This is a genomic window from Pseudomonas sp. A125, assembly GCF_055409485.1.
In genome coordinates this window covers 270,388-290,592 of sequence record NZ_JBUZVP010000004.1, presented here as the reverse complement: position 1 = coordinate 290,592, position 20,205 = coordinate 270,388, and the positions used below count along the sequence as shown (strand labels likewise).

Annotated in this window: 21 protein-coding genes; 11 read left to right on the top strand and 10 right to left on the bottom strand. The window is 60.4% G+C overall.

The features are described from left to right. Positions 1-119 precede the first annotated feature (119 nt). From ACZRN6_RS08050 to rfbB, 7 genes are read right to left on the bottom strand one after another with little or no spacing between them, the layout of a single operon-like run. Positions 120-575, bottom strand: coding sequence for a thioesterase domain-containing protein (locus tag ACZRN6_RS08050; protein ID WP_464007652.1), 456 nt, complete (start codon positions 573-575; stop codon positions 120-122). 27 nt (positions 576-602) lie between these two features. Then, entirely contained in the window at positions 603-1,988 is a 1,386-nt protein-coding gene (locus ACZRN6_RS08045; RefSeq protein WP_322142788.1) for a sigma-54-dependent transcriptional regulator, read from the bottom strand. Next, entirely contained in the window at positions 1,985-3,793 is a 1,809-nt protein-coding gene (locus ACZRN6_RS08040; protein WP_322142789.1) for a sensor histidine kinase, read from the bottom strand. Before ACZRN6_RS08040 ends, ACZRN6_RS08045 begins: the two co-directional genes overlap by 4 nt. Positions 3,794-3,829: 36 nt before the next feature. Beyond that, positions 3,830-4,711: a dTDP-4-dehydrorhamnose reductase gene (gene rfbD / locus ACZRN6_RS08035; protein ID WP_464007651.1), complete on the bottom strand. Its 882-nt coding sequence runs from the start codon at positions 4,709-4,711 to the stop codon at positions 3,830-3,832. Beyond that, the gene (rfbC, locus tag ACZRN6_RS08030; protein WP_322142791.1) at positions 4,708-5,253 is read right to left on the bottom strand and encodes a dTDP-4-dehydrorhamnose 3,5-epimerase; all 546 of its coding nucleotides are present in this window, start codon (positions 5,251-5,253) and stop codon (positions 4,708-4,710) included. Before rfbC ends, rfbD begins: the two co-directional genes overlap by 4 nt. Continuing rightward, the gene (gene rfbA, locus ACZRN6_RS08025; protein ID WP_322142792.1) at positions 5,250-6,125 is read right to left on the bottom strand and encodes a glucose-1-phosphate thymidylyltransferase RfbA; all 876 of its coding nucleotides are present in this window, start codon (positions 6,123-6,125) and stop codon (positions 5,250-5,252) included. Before rfbA ends, rfbC begins: the two co-directional genes overlap by 4 nt. Beyond that, positions 6,122-7,204: a dTDP-glucose 4,6-dehydratase gene (gene rfbB, locus ACZRN6_RS08020; RefSeq protein WP_464007650.1), complete on the bottom strand. Its 1,083-nt coding sequence runs from the start codon at positions 7,202-7,204 to the stop codon at positions 6,122-6,124. Before rfbB ends, rfbA begins: the two co-directional genes overlap by 4 nt. A gap of 177 nt (positions 7,205-7,381) precedes the next feature. Here rfbB and ACZRN6_RS08015 point away from each other — a divergent pair, with 177 nt between their 5' ends. From ACZRN6_RS08015 to ACZRN6_RS08000, 4 genes are all read left to right on the top strand, one after another. Continuing rightward, positions 7,382-10,291, top strand: coding sequence for an aminotransferase (locus ACZRN6_RS08015; RefSeq protein WP_464007649.1), 2,910 nt, complete (start codon positions 7,382-7,384; stop codon positions 10,289-10,291). A 125-nt stretch (positions 10,292-10,416) separates the two neighbouring features. Then, positions 10,417-11,295 carry an N-carbamoylputrescine amidase gene (gene aguB, locus ACZRN6_RS08010; protein WP_464007648.1) on the top strand — a complete coding sequence of 293 codons (879 nt, stop codon included), beginning with the start codon at positions 10,417-10,419 and terminating at the stop codon, positions 11,293-11,295. A gap of 6 nt (positions 11,296-11,301) precedes the next feature. Beyond that, positions 11,302-12,408 (top strand): agmatine deiminase, encoded by a 1,107-nt coding sequence (aguA, locus tag ACZRN6_RS08005; RefSeq protein WP_464007647.1) that lies wholly within the window; start codon positions 11,302-11,304, stop codon positions 12,406-12,408. Positions 12,409-12,651: 243 nt separating this feature from the next. After that, positions 12,652-12,864 carry a hypothetical protein gene (locus ACZRN6_RS08000; protein ID WP_464007646.1) on the top strand — a complete coding sequence of 71 codons (213 nt, stop codon included), beginning with the start codon at positions 12,652-12,654 and terminating at the stop codon, positions 12,862-12,864. Between the two features lie 66 nt (positions 12,865-12,930). Here ACZRN6_RS08000 and ACZRN6_RS07995 read toward each other — a convergent pair whose 3' ends face one another. Next, on the bottom strand, positions 12,931-13,344 hold the full coding sequence (locus tag ACZRN6_RS07995; protein ID WP_464007645.1) for a TonB-dependent receptor domain-containing protein: 414 nt from the start codon (positions 13,342-13,344) through the stop codon (positions 12,931-12,933). Between the two features lie 185 nt (positions 13,345-13,529). On the opposite strand from ACZRN6_RS07995, the gene ACZRN6_RS07990 reads away from it, so the two are divergent. The 5 genes from ACZRN6_RS07990 (at position 13,530) to ACZRN6_RS07970 (ending at position 17,613) form a co-directional block, all read left to right on the top strand. Next, a complete protein-coding gene (locus ACZRN6_RS07990) occupies positions 13,530-14,240 on the top strand; it encodes a DsbA family protein (protein ID WP_322142798.1) in 711 nt (236 codons plus the stop codon). 270 nt (positions 14,241-14,510) lie between these two features. Next, positions 14,511-15,806 (top strand): OprD family porin, encoded by a 1,296-nt coding sequence (locus tag ACZRN6_RS07985; RefSeq protein WP_322142799.1) that lies wholly within the window; start codon positions 14,511-14,513, stop codon positions 15,804-15,806. Between the two features lie 202 nt (positions 15,807-16,008). Beyond that, positions 16,009-16,224, top strand: a complete 216-nt coding sequence (locus ACZRN6_RS07980) for a tautomerase family protein (RefSeq protein ID WP_088424356.1) — start codon at positions 16,009-16,011, stop codon at positions 16,222-16,224. Beyond that, the gene (locus ACZRN6_RS07975) at positions 16,221-16,871 is read left to right on the top strand and encodes a DsbA family oxidoreductase (RefSeq protein WP_464007644.1); all 651 of its coding nucleotides are present in this window, start codon (positions 16,221-16,223) and stop codon (positions 16,869-16,871) included. Before ACZRN6_RS07980 ends, ACZRN6_RS07975 begins: the two co-directional genes overlap by 4 nt. A 31-nt stretch (positions 16,872-16,902) precedes the next feature. Further along, on the top strand, positions 16,903-17,613 hold the full coding sequence (locus ACZRN6_RS07970) for an SDR family NAD(P)-dependent oxidoreductase (RefSeq protein WP_464007643.1): 711 nt from the start codon (positions 16,903-16,905) through the stop codon (positions 17,611-17,613). 166 nt (positions 17,614-17,779) lie between these two features. Here the strand turns inward: ACZRN6_RS07970 and ACZRN6_RS07965 are convergent, their stop codons facing one another. After that, positions 17,780-18,061: a DUF3077 domain-containing protein gene (locus ACZRN6_RS07965; protein WP_464007642.1), complete on the bottom strand. Its 282-nt coding sequence runs from the start codon at positions 18,059-18,061 to the stop codon at positions 17,780-17,782. Positions 18,062-18,527: 466 nt separating this feature from the next. On the opposite strand from ACZRN6_RS07965, the gene ACZRN6_RS07960 reads away from it, so the two are divergent. Both ACZRN6_RS07960 and ACZRN6_RS07955 read left to right on the top strand, forming a co-directional pair. Further along, on the top strand, positions 18,528-18,770 hold the full coding sequence (locus tag ACZRN6_RS07960; RefSeq protein WP_464007641.1) for a CopG family ribbon-helix-helix protein: 243 nt from the start codon (positions 18,528-18,530) through the stop codon (positions 18,768-18,770). Beyond that, the gene (locus tag ACZRN6_RS07955; protein ID WP_464007640.1) at positions 18,767-19,153 is read left to right on the top strand and encodes a hypothetical protein; all 387 of its coding nucleotides are present in this window, start codon (positions 18,767-18,769) and stop codon (positions 19,151-19,153) included. The genes ACZRN6_RS07960 and ACZRN6_RS07955 overlap by 4 nt, the downstream gene beginning before the upstream one ends. Before the next feature lie 226 nt (positions 19,154-19,379). Here the strand turns inward: ACZRN6_RS07955 and ACZRN6_RS07950 are convergent, their stop codons facing one another. Then, the gene (locus ACZRN6_RS07950; protein WP_464007639.1) at positions 19,380-19,721 is read right to left on the bottom strand and encodes a DUF6124 family protein; all 342 of its coding nucleotides are present in this window, start codon (positions 19,719-19,721) and stop codon (positions 19,380-19,382) included. Positions 19,722-20,205 lie beyond the last annotated feature (484 nt).

Here is a 20,205-nt window from a genome sequence, read left to right as displayed (position 1 = left end):
GCGGTGGCAGCCCCGCTGTAATCACGGCTGGCGCAGGACCGAGTTGCGCCCGACGCAGCCTCGCTGGCGCTCGACAGCTGCTACGGGGCGGGGGTTATACGGGGCGGGGGTTATGATTGTTAGCGGTGCAGGACGTACTGGCCAGTAAAGGCTACCGCCCGCTCTTCACTGCCTTCATTGACAATCCACGTCTCCAGCGCCAACCGCGCCCGGCCATACCGTTTATAGGTCGCCAGGAATCGCTTCCACACCTTGTCATCCGGTGCCTGGCAAATCGCAGTCGCATCGGTGGTTACCGGTAGCGGATAACTGATCTGCCCTTCCTGAATCACGATGTGCCCGTCTTCAATCCCTTCTTCCCGTAACTGCAAATGCAGCCAGCCCCAACCCGCCAGCACCGCGCCGCAGTACAGGCTGCCGCCAAACATGGTGCTCTTGTGGTTGATGTTGGCGTCGAGCGGCAAACGCAGTTGCAGTTGCCGGCCCTGCCAGTCGAGCACCTTGAGGCCCATTTCCCGGGTCAGGGGAATGTCGTGGTGAAGGATCGATTCCAGGTAACGGCTATCGCGACTCATGGTGGCCTCGTGGCAGATGGGAGAGGGTCATTCGTCGTCAGCGTGGCTGTTGGCGCTGTCGGCGAAGTTCAGACCGTGCTTGCGCAGTTTGTCGTGCAGGGTTTTACGCGGCACGCCCAGAGCCTCGGCGAGGCTGCGCATGGAGTTGTGGGTGCGCGCCAGTTCGGCAGCAATCAGGCTTTTTTCAAATTGCTCGACCTGCTCGCTCAAACCGCCGGGCGTGCTGGTTAACACGCCGGCCGTCGGGCTGTCCGGGGTGCTGTCCAGCGCCAGTTCCAGGCCCAGGGCGAAACGTTCGGCGGCGTTTTGCAGTTCGCGCACATTGCCCGGCCAGCTATGACGCAACAGCAGCGCACGTTGGCCCGGTTGCAGCTCTTTCATCGGTAGCCCGTGGCGGGTGCTGGCTTCGTCGGCAAAGTGCTGGAACAGCATAAGCGCATCTTCGCCCCGTTCGCGCAGCGGCGGAATGCGCAGCGGCGCGACATTGAGGCGGTAATACAAGTCGGCCCGGAAGCGCCCCTGGTCGGCAGACTGGCGCAGGTCTTCCTTGGTGGCGGCGATGATGCGGATATCCAGCGGGATCAGTTGATTGCCCCCGAGGCGCTCCACCACGCGCTCCTGCAACAGCCGCAGCAGCTTGACCTGCACGTCCAGGCTCATGCTTTCGATTTCGTCGAGAAACAGCGTGCCGCCGTTGGCAAATTCGAACTTGCCGATGCGCCGCTTCTGGGCGCCGGTAAAGGCTCCCGGCTCATGCCCGAACAACTCGCTTTCTACCACCGACTCGGCCAGGGCGCCCGCGTTGATCGCCACAAACGGGCCGGTGCGGCGGTTTGACAGGTCGTGCAGCGCCCGTGCCACCACTTCCTTGCCGGCGCCGGTTTCGCCGAGGATCAGCACGTCTGCCTTGGTCGCCGCCAGTGCACCAATCTGCTCGCGCAGGCGCAACATCTGCGGTGAGTGCCCCACCAGCCGGGTGCTCAGTTGTTGGCGGTCGCTCAAGGCCAGGCGCAGGCTGCGGTTGTCCAGCACCAGGCGGCGCAGGGCCAGGGCGCGGCGTACGCTGTCGAGCAGGGCGTCGCTGGCGAAGGGTTTTTCGAGGAAGTCATAAGCACCGGCACGCATCGCCTGCACCGCCAGCGGCACATCGCCGTGGCCGGTGATCAGCAGCACCGGCAACTCCGGGTCCTGGGCATGGAGTTCCTTCAACAGTTCCAGGCCGTCCATGCCGGGCATGCGGATGTCGCTCACCACCACGCCCGGCCAATCCCGGGACAAGCGTGAGGTCAGGCCCTGGGCTTCGCCGAGGGTGAGGACTTTCAGCCCGGCCAGGTCCAGGGTCTGGCACAGGGCCTGACGCAGGTGTGGATCATCGTCGATCAACACCACCTGAATCTGGTTATCGATACTCATACACTGCGGTCCTCGGACGGTTGCAGACTGACGCCCGGTGCTCCGGCGCGCAGTTTCAAGGTTAACAGCGCGCCACCTTCCTTGTGGTTGGCAAACAACAGTTCACCGCCAAAGGCGCGCATCAGGGTGTCGCAGATCGCCAGGCCCAACCCCAGGCCCTGGGTGCGGGTCTTGGTGGTGTAGAAAGGCTCGCTGGCGCGGCCCAAGGCTTCCATGCAGAAACCCGGGCCGTTGTCGCGAATGTACAGGTTGACGCCCTGTTCGGTGGTTTGGGCACTCAACCACAGTTTGCGTGGCGGGCCTTTTTCGGTCAGGGCGTCCAGGGCGTTGGCCAGCAGGTTGCCCAGCACCTGGCGCAGGCGCGTTTCGCCGGCGGCGACCCACAAGGTGGCCTCGGGCAAATCGCGGATCAGCTCCACTTCCATCGCCCGCCTGCGCTTGGCCAGCAGCGCCAGCGCATCGTCCAGCGCCGGTTGCAGCGCCACGCTTTCCGGCGCGTGGCGGTCGCGCCGCGCGAAGGCGCGCAAGTGGGCGATGATCGAGGCCATGCGCCCGGTCAATTCACTGATCAGCTTGAGGTTGCCACGGGCGTCGTCGGTGCGCTCATGGTCGAGCAAAATCTCGGCGTTTTCCGCATAGCTGCGAATCGCCGCCAGTGGCTGGTTGAGTTCATGGCTGATACTCGCCGACATGGTGCCCAGCGCCGACAATTTGCCCGCCTGCACCAGGTCATCCTGTGCGCGCACCAATTCCTGTTGGGCCTGTTCACGCTCCAGCACTTCCTGTTTCAGGCGCCGGTTGAGGCCTTCCAGGTCGCTGGTCCGTTCGATCACACGCATTTCCAGCTCGCGGCGGGCCTTGGCTTCGAAGGCGATGCGCTCCAGGTAGTGGCGGCGGCGCTGCATCATCAGGCCGAGCAACAGCATCAGCACCAGTAAGGTGGCGCCCCCCACGGCAACCACGGTGCGTACCGGGCGATTGATTAACGTGCGCGGGGCGAGGATCTCGACCTTCCAGCCGGTCTCTGCGATGTCGCTGGCCTGACGCACCCAGGCCGTGGAGCTGAGGTTCAGCGGCTGCGGGTCGCGGGTCGGATAAGGCTGGATGGCGATGATGGCCTGGCGTTCTTCGTCCGTCAGCGGCCGGGTGGCACGAAAGCGCCATTGTGGCCGCGAGGTGAGGATTACCACGCCGTTGTGGTCGGTCACCAGCAGTTGTTCGGGCGTGTTGCCCCACAGGCTTTCGGTGTGGTCCAGGTCGACCTTCACCACCAGCACGCCGATGATCTTGTCGCCATCGCGCACCGCGGCGGCGAAGAAGTAGCCGCGCTTGGCCGAGGTGGTGCCCAGGCCGAAGAAGCGCCCGAGGCGCCCGGCCATGGCTTCGCTGAAATACGGGCGAAAGGAAAAATTACGCCCGACAAAGCTGTCCTGCTTGTCCCAGTTGGACGCGGCCAGCGTTTTGCCGGTGGTGTCCATCAGGTACATCACTTCTACCCCGGCCTGGGCGGCGACGTCCTTGAGCAGGTGGTTGGCGTTGACCAGGTTGGTGCTGATGTGGGGCGCGTCGATGGCAGTGCGCAGTGCTGGCAGGTCGCCGAGTATTTGCGGCAGGATTTCGTAGCGGTGCAGGGTGCCCAGCAGGTTGGCGACGTATAGGTCCAGCGTCTGGCGGTTCTGCCCGGCCAGTTCGCTGCGGTAATAGCGTTCGGCCAAGTGCTCCAGCGGCCACAACAGCGGTGCCAGGCACAGTGCCAGCAACGCCAGGCTGCGCCAGCGGGGTCTTCGCGGAAGGGGTGGAGTCATGGGAGTCGTGCGCCTGTGGGTACAGGCGCATTATGCCTAGTGCTGCTCGGCAAGACACTCGCGTAATGCGTCGTGCCACTGCGGCTGCGAGACGTGCCATTGTTGTTGCAGGCGGCTGCAATCGAGGCGCGAGTTCAGCGGGCGCCTGGCCGGCGTTGGATAGGCGCTGGAGGGGATCGCTTCCAGCTCGGCGCAGGCACGGCCGCTGGCGCGCAGTTGCTCGCCGATGGCCTGGGCAAAGCCGAACCAAGAGGTCTCGCCCTGAGCGGTCAGGTGATAGACACCCCAATCTCCGGCCTGGCCAGCCTGCCAGCGCTCGATGAGGGCGCGGGTGCTGTTGGCGATGGTTCCGGCCCACGTGGGTGCACCGATCTGGTCGGCGACGATGCGCATCTGCGGCTTTTCCTGCAGCAGGCGTTGCATGGTCAGCAGGAAGTTCTTGCCGTGGGCCGAGTAGACCCAACTGGTGCGCAGAATCAGGTGCTCACCGCCGACGGCGGCGATCGCCTGTTCACCGGCCAGCTTGCTTGCGCCATAGACGCCCAACGGGTTGGTTGCGTCGCCTTCGTTGTAGGGCGCGGCCTTGCTGCCGTCGAACACATAGTCGGTGGAGTAGTGGATCAACGGAATGCCCAGTGCCTTGGCTTCTTCGGCGAAGATCCCGGGTGCGCTCGCGTTGATGGCAAAGGCCACGTCCGGTTCGCTCTCGGCTTGATCGACGGCCGTATGGGCGGCTGCGTTGATGATCAGTCCCGGGCGATGGGCGCGCACTTGCTCGCGAATCTGCTCGGGACTGCCCAGGTCAAGCTGGTCGCGGCCCAGCACAATCAACTCGCCCAGGCCCTGGAGGCGCTGTTGCAGCTCCCGCGAGACCTGGCCGTGTTGGCCGCTGATGAGGATCTTCAGGGGGGCACTCATGGGAACAGGTCGGCCTCTTGCAGGCTACTCCCGGCCTGGTCCTTGGCGGACAAGGTCGGCATGCCAGTCAGTTGCCAGTCAATCTTGAGCTCTGAATCGTCCCACCGAATGCACCGTTCGGCTGAGGGCGTGTAGTAGTCCGTGGTTTTGTAGAGGAATTCGGCGTGGTCGCTAAGTACTACAAAACCATGGGCAAATCCCGGTGGGATCCACAATTGGCGATTATTCTGCGCGGACAAGCGCACGCTCGCCCACTTGCCGAAGTGCGTTGAGCTGCGACGGATATCCACCGCAACGTCCAGCACTTCTCCCGCGATTACACGCACCAGTTTGCCCTGGGCGTGCTCTACCTGATAGTGCAGGCCACGCAGCACACCCTGTTGCGAGCGCGAGTGGTTGTCCTGCACAAACTCCTGTTGCAAACCGGTCGCCTGGGCAAAAGCCCGGGCGTTGAAACTTTCATAAAAAAAACCGCGCTCGTCGCCAAAAACCTTCGGCTCGATGATCAATACACCGGGCAGTTCAGTGGCGGTCACATTCATTTAGTTTCCCCAGCAAGAGTGAACAAGTATTGACCATAGCCGGTTTTGCCAAAATATTTGGCCCGCTCCAATAAATGATCTCGGTCGATCCAGCCGTTCTCGTAAGCGATTTCCTCCAGGCACGCCACTTTTAACCCTTGGCGGTGCTCGATGGTTTGTACATACGTCGAGGCTTCCAGCAGGCTGTCGTGGGTGCCGGTGTCGAGCCAGGCGAAGCCACGGCCGAAGCGTTCCACGTGCAAGTCGCCACGCTGCAGGTAGGCGTTGTTGACGTCGGTGATCTCCAGTTCGCCGCGTGGCGAGGGTTTGACTGCCTTGGCAATCTTGATCACGTCGTTGTCGTAAAAATACAGGCCGGTCACCGCGTAGCTCGACTTTGGCTTGGCGGGTTTTTCCTCGATGGAAAGTGCGCGGCCCTGGCTGTCGAAATCGATCACGCCGAAACGCTCCGGGTCCTTGACCCAGTAACCGAACACCGTGGCCCCGGACGGGCGTTCGGCAGCAGTGCGCAATTGGTCGCCGAAGTGCTGGCCGTGGAAGATGTTGTCGCCCAGGATCAGGCACACCGGGTCATCACCGATAAACTCTTCGCCAATCAAAAATGCCTGGGCCAGGCCATCCGGAGACGGTTGTTCGGCGTAGGTGAAACGCACGCCAAACTGGCTGCCATCGCCCAGCAGGTTACGGTATTGCGGCAGGTCCAGCGGAGTGGAGATCAGCAGGATGTCCTTGATCCCGGCCAGCATCAGCACGGAGATCGGGTAGTAGATCATCGGCTTGTCATACACCGGCAACAGCTGTTTGGAGACGCCCAGGGTAATAGGGTGCAAACGGGTGCCGGAGCCGCCGGCCAATACGATGCCCTTCATCATGCGATCAGATCCTTAAAGTCGGTGTTGCCTAGTCGTTCGCCCTGATAACTGCCGTCCTGGACCCTGCGGCACCATTCGAGGTTATCGAGGTACCACTGCACGGTTTTGCGCAGGCCGGTCTCGAAGGTTTCTTCGGGAACCCAGCCCAGTTCACGTTCAATCTTGCCGGCGTCGATCGCGTAGCGCTGATCGTGGCCCGGGCGATCCTTGACGAAGGTGATCAGGTCAGTGAATTTCTCGACGCCCGCCGGGCGCTGCGGCGCCAGCTCTTCCAGCAGGGTGCAGATGCTGCGCACCACGTCGATGTTCTTCTGTTCGTTGTGACCGCCGATGTTGTAGGTCTCGCCCACTACGCCTTCAGTCACCACTTTGAACAGCGCGCGGGCGTGGTCTTCGACGAACAGCCAGTCACGCACTTGCAGGCCATCGCCATACACCGGCAACGGTTTGCCGGCCAGGGCGTTGAGGATCACCAGCGGGATCAGCTTCTCGGGGAAGTGGAACGGCCCGTAGTTATTCGAGCAGTTGGTCAGCAGCACCGGCAGGCCATAGGTACGCTGCCAGGCGCGGACCAGGTGGTCGGAAGCAGCCTTGCTGGCGGAATACGGCGAGCTTGGCGCGTAAGGCGTGGTCTCGGTGAACAGGTCATCGACGCCATGCAGGTCGCCATACACTTCATCGGTGGAGATGTGGTGGAACCGGAAGGCGCTTTTGGCCGGTTCTTCCAGCTTCTGCCAATAGGCGCGTGCGGCCTCCAGCAGGCTGTAGGTGCCGACGATGTTGGTCTGGATAAAATCCGACGGGCCGTCGATGGAACGGTCCACGTGGGATTCGGCCGCCAGGTGCATGATCGCGTGCGGCTCAAAGCGCGCCAGCACGGCGCTGACGGTGGCCTGGTCGATGATGTCTGCCTGGACGAACTCATAGCGGCTGTCGGTCGCGATGCTGGTCAGCGACTCGAGGTTGCCTGCGTAGGTCAGTTTGTCCAGGTTGAGCACTTGGTGCTCGGTGTGTTGAATCAGGTGCCGGATCAGAGCGGAACCGATAAATCCGGCGCCGCCGGTGATGAGAATGCGCATGTCTGAAGCCCTTTTCCTTAGACGGACAATAAGCGAATGGAGCATAGCTTGAGTTGTGACGCCGGGCGGTGCAAGGGGGGAGAGCATTTTGCGTGCCAAAACACCTGATTCGAAGGGGTTGCGTAACGTCCGGCACAATGGCGATATAAGCGCCTGATAAAAAGCCGAGGTCGTCACATGTTGCTCGCCACGTTGATTCATCGCGCCAGTCTGCCATGTCCGCAGGTGGGGCCTGTGCCTGCGGCGCAGCTACTTGAGCAGCATTACGGCCTCGGTGGGGCGTTGCATTCCCTGGGCAGCCAGCAAGACCTCAATTACCGCGTCGACAGTGACCGTGGACGGTGTGTGCTGAAGATCTGCCGGGGCGACTACGCCGCCGTCGAGCTGCAGGCCCAGCACGCCGCCCTCAAGCACTTGCAGGCACATTCGGATGTGCGGGTGCCCAGGGTGATCGCGGCGCTTAACGGCCAAGCGATACTGACCGAAAGGGTTGCTGGGCAAACGGTGCATCTGCGGCTACTGGAGTATATCGACGGCCAGCCGCTGACCCATCTGCCGCATCTGGGACGCGAAGTCATTGCAGGGTTCGGCGAGCTTTGCGGGCGCATGAGCCTGGCGTTGGCCGGCTTCGAGCATCCGGGCCTGGAACGTACCCTGCAATGGGACCCGCGTCATGCCCTTGAGCTGATCACGCATTTGCTGTCGACCCTCGAAAACCTTCCGCAGCGGGCCGCGCTTGAGCGCGTGGTGGAACAGGTCGGAAGTCGTGTGCGGCCCTTGGCGGACCAATTGCCGTGGCAAGCCGTGCACATGGACATCACCGATGACAATGTCGTCTGGCAGCGTGACGCCCGGCGGCATTGGCAGGTCCAGGGTGTGATCGACTTTGGCGACCTGGTACGCACTTGGCGCATTGCCGACCTGTCGGTGACTTGCGCGGCGCTGTTGCACCATGCCCAGGGCGATCCGTTCGCCATTTTGCCGGCGATCCAGGCTTGCCACGCGGTCACCCCGATGCAGCCGGCAGAGTTGCAGGTGTTGTGGCCTTTGATCGTGGCACGGGCTGCGGTGTTGGTCCTGAGCAGCGAACAGCAACAGGGCCTGGATCCGGATAACGCCTACCTGTTGAAGAACGCCGCGCATGAGTGGGAAATTTTCCAGGTGGCCACCTCGGTGCCTTTTGAACTGATGGAGGCGGCGATTCTGAGGTGTGTGGGTGCCGAGTTACCGCCGATTGCCGGGGCGGGCTTTGCACCGTTGTTGCCGGGGTTGGTGGGACGGGAGTTCGCGCTGATCGACCTGGGCGTACTCAGCCCGCATTTCGAAGCGGGAAATTGGCAGCAGGAAGGGATTGATCGGCAGATATTAGAGGAGGCAGCTCTGGTACATGGGCTGGCGGCCAGCCGTTATGGCCAATATCGACTGTCCCGCACCCAGCCCGACAGCTCAAGCGAGCCGGACACCTTCGCGCTTCACTTAGAACTGCACATGCCACTGGGCGCTGCGGTGGAAGCACCGTTTGGCGGCACCGTGCACTACGCCGCCGATGGCCTGCTATGCCTGCACAGCGCGCAGTTGAGCGTTCGGTTGTGGGGCGTGAAAGCCTTGTTGGCGCACGGTGCCGCGGTGGTAAAAGGCCAAGTGCTTGGCGAGGTTGCTGCGCCGCTGACGCTACAACTGTGCCGCGCCGAGCTTGAGCCGCCCCTGTTCTGCACACCTTCCCGGGCAGCGGCATGGCAAGCTGTGTGCCCATCCCCGGCTACTTTGCTGGGACTGGCCTGCGACGCCGAGCCGGAGTTGGACCCCAAAGCCCTGCTGGCCCGCCGCGACGCCAGCTTCGCCCGTTCGCAGAAGCACTATTACCTCGACCCGCCACGCATCGAGCGCGGCTGGCGCAACCACCTGATCGACATGCAGGGCCGCTCCTACCTCGACATGCTCAACAACGTCGCGGTGCTCGGCCACGGCCACCCGCGCATGGCGCAGGTGGCGGCGCGGCAATGGTCGCTGCTCAACACCAACTCGCGCTTTCACTATGCGGCGATTGCCGAATTCTCCGAGCGCTTGCTGGCCTTGGCGCCGGGCTCCATGGACCGGGTGTTCCTGGTCAACAGCGGCACCGAAGCCAACGACCTGGCGATTCGCCTGGCGTGGGCCTACAGCGGCGGGCGCGACATGCTCAGCGTGCTGGAGGCGTACCACGGCTGGTCGGTGGCGGCAGATGCGGTGTCCACCTCGATCGCCGATAACCCCCAGGCCTTGAGCAGCCGCCCGGACTGGGTGCACCCGGTCACCGCACCCAATACCTATCGCGGTGAGTTTCGCGGGCCAGACAGTGCGCCCGACTACGTGCGCAGCGTGGAACACAACCTGGCGAAAATCGCCGCGCAGCAACGTCAGTTGGCAGGCTTTATTTGTGAGCCGGTGTACGGCAATGCCGGCGGGATTTCCCTGCCACCCGGCTATTTGCAGCAGGTGTACGCCTTGGTGCGGGAACAGGGCGGCGTGTGCATCGTCGATGAAGTGCAGGTGGGCTACGGCCGCATGGGCGATTTTTTCTGGGGGTTTGAAGAGCAGGGCGTGGTGCCGGACATCATCACCATGGCCAAAGGCATGGGCAACGGGCAGCCGTTGGGCGCGGTAATTACCCGCCGGGAAATCGCCGAGGCGCTGGAGGCCGAGGGTTACTTCTTCTCGTCGTCGGGAGGCAGCCCGGTGAGTTGCCAAATCGGCATGGCGGTGCTGGACGTGATGGAGGAAGAAAAACTCTGGGAAAACGCCCAAGTGGTGGGCGGTTATTTCAAGGCGCGGCTGGAGGCGCTGGTCGAGCACCATCCATTAGTGGGGGCGGTGCACGGTTCCGGGTTTTACCTGGGGCTGGAACTTGTCCGCGATCGGCAAACCCTGGAACCGGCCACCAAAGAGACCGCGCTGTTGTGTGATCGGCTGCGGGAACTGGGGATCTTCATGCAGCCCACCGGCGATTATCTGAACATCCTCAAGATCAAGCCGCCGATGGTCACTTCGCGGCGCAGTGTGGATTTCTTCGTGGACATGCTGGAGAAGGTGTTGAAAGAAGATCTATAGCAGTAAGTTCGATTGTTATCGGTAAAATATGATGATTTTTCGATGGCTGGATAATTATTTGCTTTAAAGGCCGATTTTTATCCGCTATAAAGACGTGCACTTGCCCGCCGCCGAGGAGATGATTCATGAGCCGTATCGTTACCGTTGCCGCGACCCAGATGGCCTGTTCCTGGGACCTTGAAGCAAATCTTGCAACCGCTGAAAAGCGCGTGCGCGAGGCCGCGGCCAAGGGCGCGCAGATCATCCTGATCCAGGAGCTGTTCGAGGCCCCGTACTTCTGCCAGAAGCCGAACCCCGACTACCTGCAACTGGCGACTACGGTGGAAGATAACGTCGCGATCAAACACTTCCAGAAAGTCGCCCGGGAACTGCAAGTGGTGCTGCCCATCAGCTTTTACGAACTGGCCGGCCGTGCACGTTTCAACAGCATCGCGATCATCGACGCCGACGGCGCCAACCTCGGGATTTATCGGAAAAGCCATATTCCGGACGGCCCGGGCTACCATGAAAAGTATTACTTCAACCCGGGCGACACCGGCTTCAAGGTGTGGAACACCCGCTACGCGAAGATTGGCGTAGGCATCTGCTGGGACCAGTGGTTTCCGGAAGCCGCCCGCAGCATGGCGCTGCAAGGCGCAGAGATCCTGTTCTACCCGACCGCCATCGGCAGCGAGCCCCATGACAAGCGCATCTTGTCCCGTGACCATTGGCAACGCGTGCAACAAGGCCACGCCGGTGCCAACCTGATGCCGCTGGTCGCCAGCAACCGCATCGGCAACGAACAGCAGGACGGCTACGACATTACCTTCTACGGCTCCTCGTTCATCGCCAACCAGTTCGGCGAGAAAGTAGAAGAACTTAACGAAACCGAAGCAGGCATCCTGGTGCACAGCTTCGACCTCGACGAACTTGAACACATTCGCAGCGCCTGGGGTTCGTTCCGCGACCGCCGTCCGAACCTGTATGGTGCGCTTAAAACCCTCGACGGTTCCCTGGAGTCCTGAATCGCCATGACCACTTTGCACAGCACCCCCCGCGCCGACGGCTTCCATATGCCTGCCGAATGGGCGCCACAAACCCAAACCTGGATGATCTGGCCCGAGCGCCCGGACAACTGGCGCCTGGGCGGCAAGCCGGCGCAGGCCGCCCACGTGGCGGTGGCCAAGGCCATCGCACGTTTTGAGCCGGTAACCGTGGCGGTCTCGGCCGGCCAGTACGAAAACGCCCGTGCGCGCCTGGACGTGCCGAATATTCGCCTGGTGGAAATGTCCAGCGATGATGCCTGGGTGCGCGACACCGGGCCGACCTTCGTGATCAACAACAGCGGTGAAGTGCGTGGCGTGAACTGGGACTTCAACGCCTGGGGCGGCTTCGACGGCGGGCTGTACTCGCCATGGAACCGCGATGCCCAGGTGGGCGGCAAGATCCTCGAGATCGAGCGCAGCCCGCGTTATCGCACCGAAGGTTTTGTGCTGGAAGGCGGCTCGATTCACGTCGACGGTGAAGGCACCCTGATCACCACCGAAGAATGCCTGCTCAACCGCAATCGCAACCCGCACCTCGGCCGCGAGGAAATCGAAGCGGTGCTCAGTGCCAACCTGGCTGTGGATAAGATCATCTGGCTGCCAGATGGCCTGTTCAACGATGAAACCGACGGGCATGTGGATAACTTCTGCTGCTACGTGCGCCCGGGCGAAGTGCTGCTGGCCTGGACCGACGACCCGCAAGACCCGAACTACTCACGCTGCCACGCTGCCATGGACGTACTGCAAAGCAGCACCGACGCCCAGGGCCGCTCGTTCACAGTGCATAAAATGCCGATCCCGGGGCCGCTGTATGCCACCGAGGAAGAGTGCGCAGGCGTGGACCCGGTCGACGGCACCCAGGAGCGCAATCCCACCGTGCGGTTGGCGGGCTCCTACGTCAACTTCCTGATCGTAAACGGCGGCATCATCGCGCCGAGCTTCGACGACCCGCTGGACAGCCGTGCCAAGGAGATTCTGCAGAGTCTGTTCCCGCAGCACGAAGTGGTGATGGTGCCTGGCCGCGAACTGTTACTGGGGGGCGGCAACATTCACTGCTTGACCCAGCAGCAACCGGCCCCGCACAAAAACTGAGTGCACTTGTAACAGCCTGATGCCGATTCGCACGGTAATTGGGTAGGTTGCGATTAGCGTGCGCACAGCAAGCCCACGTCCCCTCTGGGGCGTGGGCTTTTTTTGTGTCCGACTGCTGACAAACCGGGCACTTGGCATAGCTCTTGTATCGTTGTTGCCACATAGAGCACGGTATATGACTAAGTGGTTCTGTCATAAACCTTGAGTAAGTTAGCCGCTCATGCAGTCGGAGAGAGCGCTGAAATGAATGCCGATATCAACCTGATGTACACGCGCACGTTCCACCCCTTGCGGGTGAACAGTGACGCAATCCAAGCGTTGGCGCTCTGGTTGAAGGCAAACGGTTCCCGGCAGATCAGGACGGCCGACCCGCGCCGGGTCATGAGCGAACGGTACCCGGTGGGGCTGTTCAGCGAGGATGAGGTGCAGGCGTTGTGTGAATTGATGCAAGGCTGACGGTTGTTTTCAATGTTGCACTGGACCATGTGGTGAGGGAGCAAGCTCCCTCACCACACAAGCCTTTTAGAAACTGTAGGTTCCGGTCACCACCAGACTACGCGGGTCGCCGAACTGAATCTGCGCCGCACTCGTCGCTGACGCGTAGTACGTCTTGTCGCTGATATTGTTCAGCGCCGCCCGCATATCCCATTCCTTCTGCCGGAACCCGCCCAGTGCGTTCCAACGCCCATAACCCGGCAACGCCACCGTGTTGGCGTTATCGGCATAACGCTCACCCACCAGCGTCAAGCCGGTCTCCGCGTACCACCCCATCTGCTGCTGCCAGCGCTGGCGCCCGACCTTGTTGGTTTTTGGGTCGTAGCTGACGGCGCATGTGTTATCGAAGTCGCTGTCGAGGGTGAACACGCCCAACGTATGGCGCACCTGCCAACTGTCGTTCAACTCGTAGGCAAGCCGGGAACGCAGGGACTGGGGCACATAACGCACGGGGGGCCGTGCGGGTGGCGGTGCTGGTTTCCTTGACGCGCGGGTAAAATCTGTAACGGCGTATGTTTTTCAGGGGTATTCGTCCGATTTTCGAAACAGTCTGAACGCCAATCCGGGGTTTTTCCCAGCTGTTCGTAAGACTAATCTGCAAATATCAACGCCTATTGGAGCCCGTCATGTCGGCAGCCACGCTTCACTATATTTACGACCCGCTGTGCGGCTGGTGTTATGGCGCGGAGCCGCTGCTGCATGCCGCCCGGAGCGTGTTACCGATCCAGTTGCACGGTGGCGGCATGATGACCGGTGCCAATCGTCAATCTGTCTCACCGCAGTTGCGCGACTACGTGATGCCCCATGACCGGCGCATTGCCGAATACACCGGGCAACCGTTCGGGCAGGCCTATTTCGACGGCCTGCTGCGCGACCACACAGCGGTGTTCGACTCCGCTGCGCCCATCACCGCCGTGCTGGCCGCCGAAAAAATCGCCGGTCGAGGCCAGGAACTGCTGGCGCGTTTGCAAACGGCTCACTACGTCGAAGGTCGCCGAATCGCCGATAACGATGTGCTGCTGAATCTGGCCGAATCCATCGGTCTGGACCCTCAGGTCTTTAACGCCGCCTTCGATAAAATCCTGGGTGATGAGACTCAAGCGCACATCAAGGACAGCCGCCAATGGCTGGCAAAAATCGGCGGCCAGGGCTTTCCCACGCTAGCGCTGGAGCAGGATGGCCAACTTCAATTGCTCGACATCAGCCCTTGGCTGGGCAAGCCCGAAGCCTTCGCCGAGTGGCTGAGACAATCAGTCGCAATTTCGATTCAATCCACGCCATCGAGTGCACCAATGTGTGGCCAGCAGGGTTGCGAGGATCCGAGAAGTGCAGGATAGAGCCTTGTGTACTGATGGCTATTTAATGCTGCTTAGACTTTTTTTGCCTAAATACAGAAGATTCACGAAATTGACACACAGTAAAGGGCGCGGATAGGATTCGCCCCAACGCCTGTGGCTAACCGCCATGACTTCCCCAATAAAAAAAGGCCCGCGGCATATTCAGTCGTCTGCGGGCCTTTTTTTATCCGGGTAAGCCGACACCAGAAAAAGCAACACGGAGCCTGGTGTCACAGCGCGTACTCAACCAGTAATAAGGAATATAAGAAAATGTTGAAGCAACGGATGGGGCTGATCGCTCTGGGGATTTTGAGCGCTACGCAAGCAATGGCTGACGACCAGGCCCAATCAAAGGGTTTTGTTGAAGACAGCCACCTGAACATCGCGGCACGCAACGCGTACATCAGCCGCGACTACAAAAACGGCAGGCAAGACAAAGCCGAATGGGGCCAGGGCTTCATCGGCAAGTTCGAATCCGGCTTCACCCAAGGCACCGTCGGTGTGGGTGTGGACGTGATCGGCCAATACGCCATTCGCCTGGACGGTGGTAAAGGTCGCAGCGGCGCCGGCGGCATCAACTTCTTCAAGCAAGGCGACAGCGGCGAAGCGGCAAGCGACCTGGCCAAGGGCGGCGCAGCCGTCAAGGCGCGCATCTCCAACACCGTGCTGAAGTACGGTGACCAGATGCCAGCCGTGCCGGTACTGGAATACGACAACTCCCGCCTGTTGTCCGAAACCTACACCGGTACCTCGATCGTTTCCAAAGAGATCGAAGGCCTGCAACTCGACGCGGGTCACTTCACCAAGGAAGCCCAAAAAGGCGCCGAAGGCACCGACAGCGGCAACCTGAAAAGCATCAGCTACCTGGGCGGTAGCTACAAATTCACCGAAAGCCTGTCGGCCGCGCTGTACGCCTCCGACATGCAAGACGTGCTGAAGAAGCAATACGTCAACGTCAACTACGTGCTGGCCCTGCCAGAGAAACAATCGTTGACCTTCGACTTCAACGGCTACAAAACCAAGCTGGACAAGAGCTTCGCCCAGCTGACCCAAGGTGATGCCGACGCCCGCGACAACAAAATCTGGAGCCTGGGCGCCACGTGGGCTGTTGGCCCGCACAGCTTCACCCTGGCCCACCAGCGCAGCACCGGTGACACTGGTTACCTGTACGGCGGCTACCGCAACAACACCAAGGATAGTGGCATCGGCGACGGTGGCAACACCATCCTGCTGGCCAACTCCTACTGGTCTGACTTCAACGGCAAGGACGAGCGCTCCTGGCAAGCAGGCTACGGCCTGGACTTCAGCGCGTTCGGCGTGCCTGGCCTGACCTACAACATCGCCTACGTGCGCGGCACCAACATTGACGACGGTTCCAACCGCGGCAGTGGCACCGAGCGTGAGATCTTCAACCAGTTCAAATACGTGGTACAGAGCGGCCCGGCCAAAGACCTTAGCCTGCGTGCTCGTGCGTCGTGGTTGCGCGTTTCCAACAACGCCAGCAACTACAACGTTGGCGGTAACGAGATCCGTCTGTTCGCCGACTACCCGATCAACGTTTTCTGATTGGTCGCTCGTCGCGCCTGAATCAAGGCGATAAAAAACCCCGACTGGTTCGGGGTTTTTTTATGCCTGCCATCAGGCCTGATTGATTACATCGCATCACTAATGAAGTACGCCGCCCCACCTTTATCCACCTCAAGCAACCTCTTAAATTGGCCCCACTGCCTGCCCACCCTACCGATGGGCAAGTCACTGGAGCCTTGCCATGCCATTTGTCAGTGTACGCATCACCCGCGACGGCGTTACCTCGGAGCAGAAAGCCCAGGTCATTGCCGAGATCACCGAAACCCTCGAGCGCGTCCTCAACAAACGCCCCGAGCTGACCCACATCGTCATCGAAGAAGTCGACACCGATAACTGGGGCTACGCGGGTATCACCACCACCCAATACCGCAAACAGCTCGCGGAAAACCCCTCATGAGCACGCCCGTCACCATCGACTTCATCTCTGACGTGGTGTGCCCGTGGTGCGCCCTTGGCGCCACCGCGCTGGAACAAGCCATCGCCAACCTGGCGGGCGAAGTGAAGGTTGAACTCACCTTCAAACCCTTCGAACTCAACCCCGACATGCCCGCCGAAGGCGAAAACGCCGTGGCCCACATGATGCGCAAATACGGACGCAGCGCTGAAGAAGTCGCCAGCGGCAAAAGGATGCTGATGGAGCGAGGTGAGGCCATCGGCTTCACCTTCGACCTGGAAAAGCGCAGCCACTTCTACAACACCTTCGACGCACATCGGTTGTTGCTGTGGGCGTTGCAACAAGGGCGGCAAGTGGAGCTGAAAAGGGCGCTGTTGCACGGGTTTTTCACCGCTGGCCAGAACGTCAGCGACCACGAAACCCTGGCGCGTTTAGCCGCCGAAGCCGGGCTGCAAATTGAAGGCGCACGACAGGTGCTGGGCTCTACCGCCTACGCCAACGAAGTGCGCGAACTACAAGCGTTCTACCGCGAGCACGGCATCAACTCCGTACCGGCCATGGTCCTGAATGGCCGCCAGTTGGTCTCCGGGTCGCAATCCGTCAGTTACTACGAACAGATGCTGCGGGAAATGTCCGCCGCGGCTGCTTGAACCATCCCATTTTCCCTATAGAGGTTTCATCATGAGCAATTCGAAAAAAGTGGTTGTGATTACCGGCGCATCCCAAGGCCTCGGCGCTGCTGCGGTACAGGCTTACCGCGAGCTGGATTACCGCGTGGTTGCCACCTCCCGGTCGATCAAACCATCGACCGACCCAGACATCCTTACCGTGGCGGGCGACATCGCCGACCCGGCCACCGCCGAGCGCGTCATCCGCGAAGGCGTGGCGCGTTTTGGCCGCATCGACAGCCTGATCAACAACGCCGGGGTGTTCGTCGCCAAACCCTTCACCAGCTACACCCACGAAGACTACGTAAACGTGTTGGCGGTGAACCTCAACGGGTTCTTCTACATTACCCAACTGGCGATCACCGAGATGCTGAAACAGGGCGCCGGGCACATCGTCAACATCACCACCAGCCTGGTGGACCACGCGATTGATGGCGTGCCATCGGTGCTGGCCTCGCTGACCAAAGGCGGGCTGAACTCGGCCACCAAATCGCTGGCGATTGAATACGCCAAGCGCGGCATTCGGGTGAATGCGGTGAGCCCTGGGATTATCAAGACCCCGATGCATGGTGAAGAGACGCATGCGGCGTTGGGCAGCCTGCATCCGGTTGGGCATATGGGGGAGGCGCGGGATATTGCGCAGGCGATTGTGTACCTGGAATCGGCTGGGTTTGTGACGGGTGAAATTCTGCATGTGGACGGTGGGCAGAGTGCTGGGCACTAAGCCGCGCGGTTGAACAAAAACGCCCCGGGCCCTTATGGTTCGGGGCGTTTTTGTGGGTGACGGCTTCAAGCCAGGCACTCTAAAACAAACAACAACGATCAAATGTGGGAGCCGGGCTTGCCCGCGATGGCGACGGCCCAGCCAACACATCCACAACCTGCCACACCTACAGATTATTGCCCGGCGACTCCAACACCTTCACCACATCATCAATCACCGCCTTGCTCATCTCTTGCAGATAGTGAGAAGCCCAGGCGTACCGGTCTGTTTCCCGAATCATGGCCGCGTCCTCTGCCAACAGCTTGGCCACATGCAGCAAATCGGAAACGTGAGACAGCGCTTCACGCAGGGAAACCCCGCTGTTAACGCGAAACAAAGGCTGATCGGAATGAAACGAGAAAGGGGTAACGCCGAGGGTAGTGAAGCCAGACGGATTTGGAGCGCTCATCGGTAAAACTCCCATATCAAGTGAGAGCTACCACGTTCGTTATCAGGCGAATGGGTGGCAGCTGTGCGCAGGCTGATAAACCGGAGATACAGGAACCCGGCAGACCCGAAGGTCTCCCACGCACAGCCGCCATTGCACGAAATGGTGGGCGTAAAAAAACGCCTGCACATCGTGGTTGTGGGGCGCTGTTGCGCCTGCATCTTGCCGGGTTATCAGGCCCGGTCGCTGAATTGGCAGCGACGGGGGGGAGGGTAGCGTGGTGGTGGATTGGGTGCAACTGGGCAGAGTGATGGGAGTTAAGGGGAGCAACTGACTTGTAATCAGTAGGTCGTCCGCTTGAGCACAAAACGCGCGTTGAGATCACCAATCTTCCTGCCCCCGCGAAATATCGTCGCGACGACCTGCTAATTCAAGTGAGTACTTGCCGGTGTAACATGCTCAACGATCACTCACCATCGAGGCTGCCATGACCGGGATATCTCTGAACCTGCCGGAAGACCTTTCGAACTCTCTCTCCGACCTGGCCAAGACAAATGGCCAAACCGTGAGCTACCTCGCGGTGGATGTTCTTCGTGACTACATCGAACACGAGAAAACATTGACCGCGCAGATTGAGCTGGCGGTAGAAGAGGCTGATCAAGGTAAATTTGCCGCCGACGATCAGGTGGCGGCTATGCGCGCTCGACGTTGGAGCAGGAATGCGAGTTGAGTGGCTTGAAAAAGCCCTCAAGAACCTGGAAGACCAAGCGGGTTGCGGAAACCCCTCAAGACCAACTGGATTCTCAAGACAAAAATGAGAGCAAATTTGCCCTTCCCAATGGCGAGAATTACAACCGAGTTTATCGGGCCAATTTGTCTCGGCTTGGATCACTGTCTGCGTCTGAAGCCGCACAGATCGTCCGCTTTTATCAGTTGTCGGATAGCGTTCGTGCGGATGTTTCACATGGCGGGGTTCTGGCCGTCGGGTCGACCAATCATCAGGCCTGGGGGGAGACCGCAGGTATTCTGGAGTCTGCAATTGAGATTGGCGTCCAACTCACAACTCCGCCCCTGTCTCGGTGGCAGCGCCTGAAGAAACGAATGAAAAAATGATGGGAGAAAACGGGGTCAGACCACGATTTTCGTTATTGAATTGAAAGCGTGGTCTGACCCCTATTTCCTTGATGAAGCGCGATTGTTTACCTGGAATCGGCTGGGTTTGTGACTGAGGAAATTCTGCATGTGGATGGTGGGTAGAGTGCTGGGCACTAAGGGACGCGGTTGAACGAAAAACGCCCCGCACTGTGATGGTTCGGGGCGTTTTTTTGGTCTATCGAAATTAACTGGCTGCAGGGGCTATTTGTTCCAAAGCTCGATCTACCAGCATTGAACTCAACTCGATCAGTTGCTGAATCCCCAATGCCACAGCCCTTTGTGACCCTTCCAACTCAAATGCCAGGGTCGAGACCATTTCGTTGGCCGAGGAAAGTGTTTCTGCGGCATTCACCAGCAGCGTTTCGGTATCCACTTGGGGCGAAACGGAGAACAGATTACTGCTCGGACGCGCCGCAGGTGCTGCGTTGTCTGATAGGTGCAAGTAATGATCAATCGCCCGTTGCGCGGCTGCATGAAGCTTTGCGTCGATTGGGGCTTGAGGTGGGTTAGGTGTGACCTTGAACATGGCGAAGCTCCTTTAGCGATTCAGGAACTGCCAATCTCACTTCCACATGAGGGTGGCAGCTGTGCGCAGGTGTGGAAGACCGGGGCTAAAGGAACCCGGCGCACCGAAGTGCCCCGCACACAGCCGCCATGACACAAGAATACAGGCGTAAAAAAACGCCGGTAGGTGTTCATGGGCGTTTGAGCGCCTTTAGCCATAGTACGGACTTCCACATCCGGCCGCTGATTTTGCAGCGACCGAGGGAGGTTAGCGGGGAGGAGGGTGGGGCGGCAACCTGATATGGGTGTACGAAAATTCGGGGCCGCGGAGGCATGTGCTCATGAATTAGCTCTTTTTACGGATACGCCATAATTATTGGCTGCCCATAATTCTGCATAAAACTCTGAAGGCGGGACTTCGTTACAGGAATTGGTCTTTCTGGTGGTTCAGCGGCTTATTACTTCACAGCGCTTGGCGCGGATTGAATGTAGGCACCACAGAAACA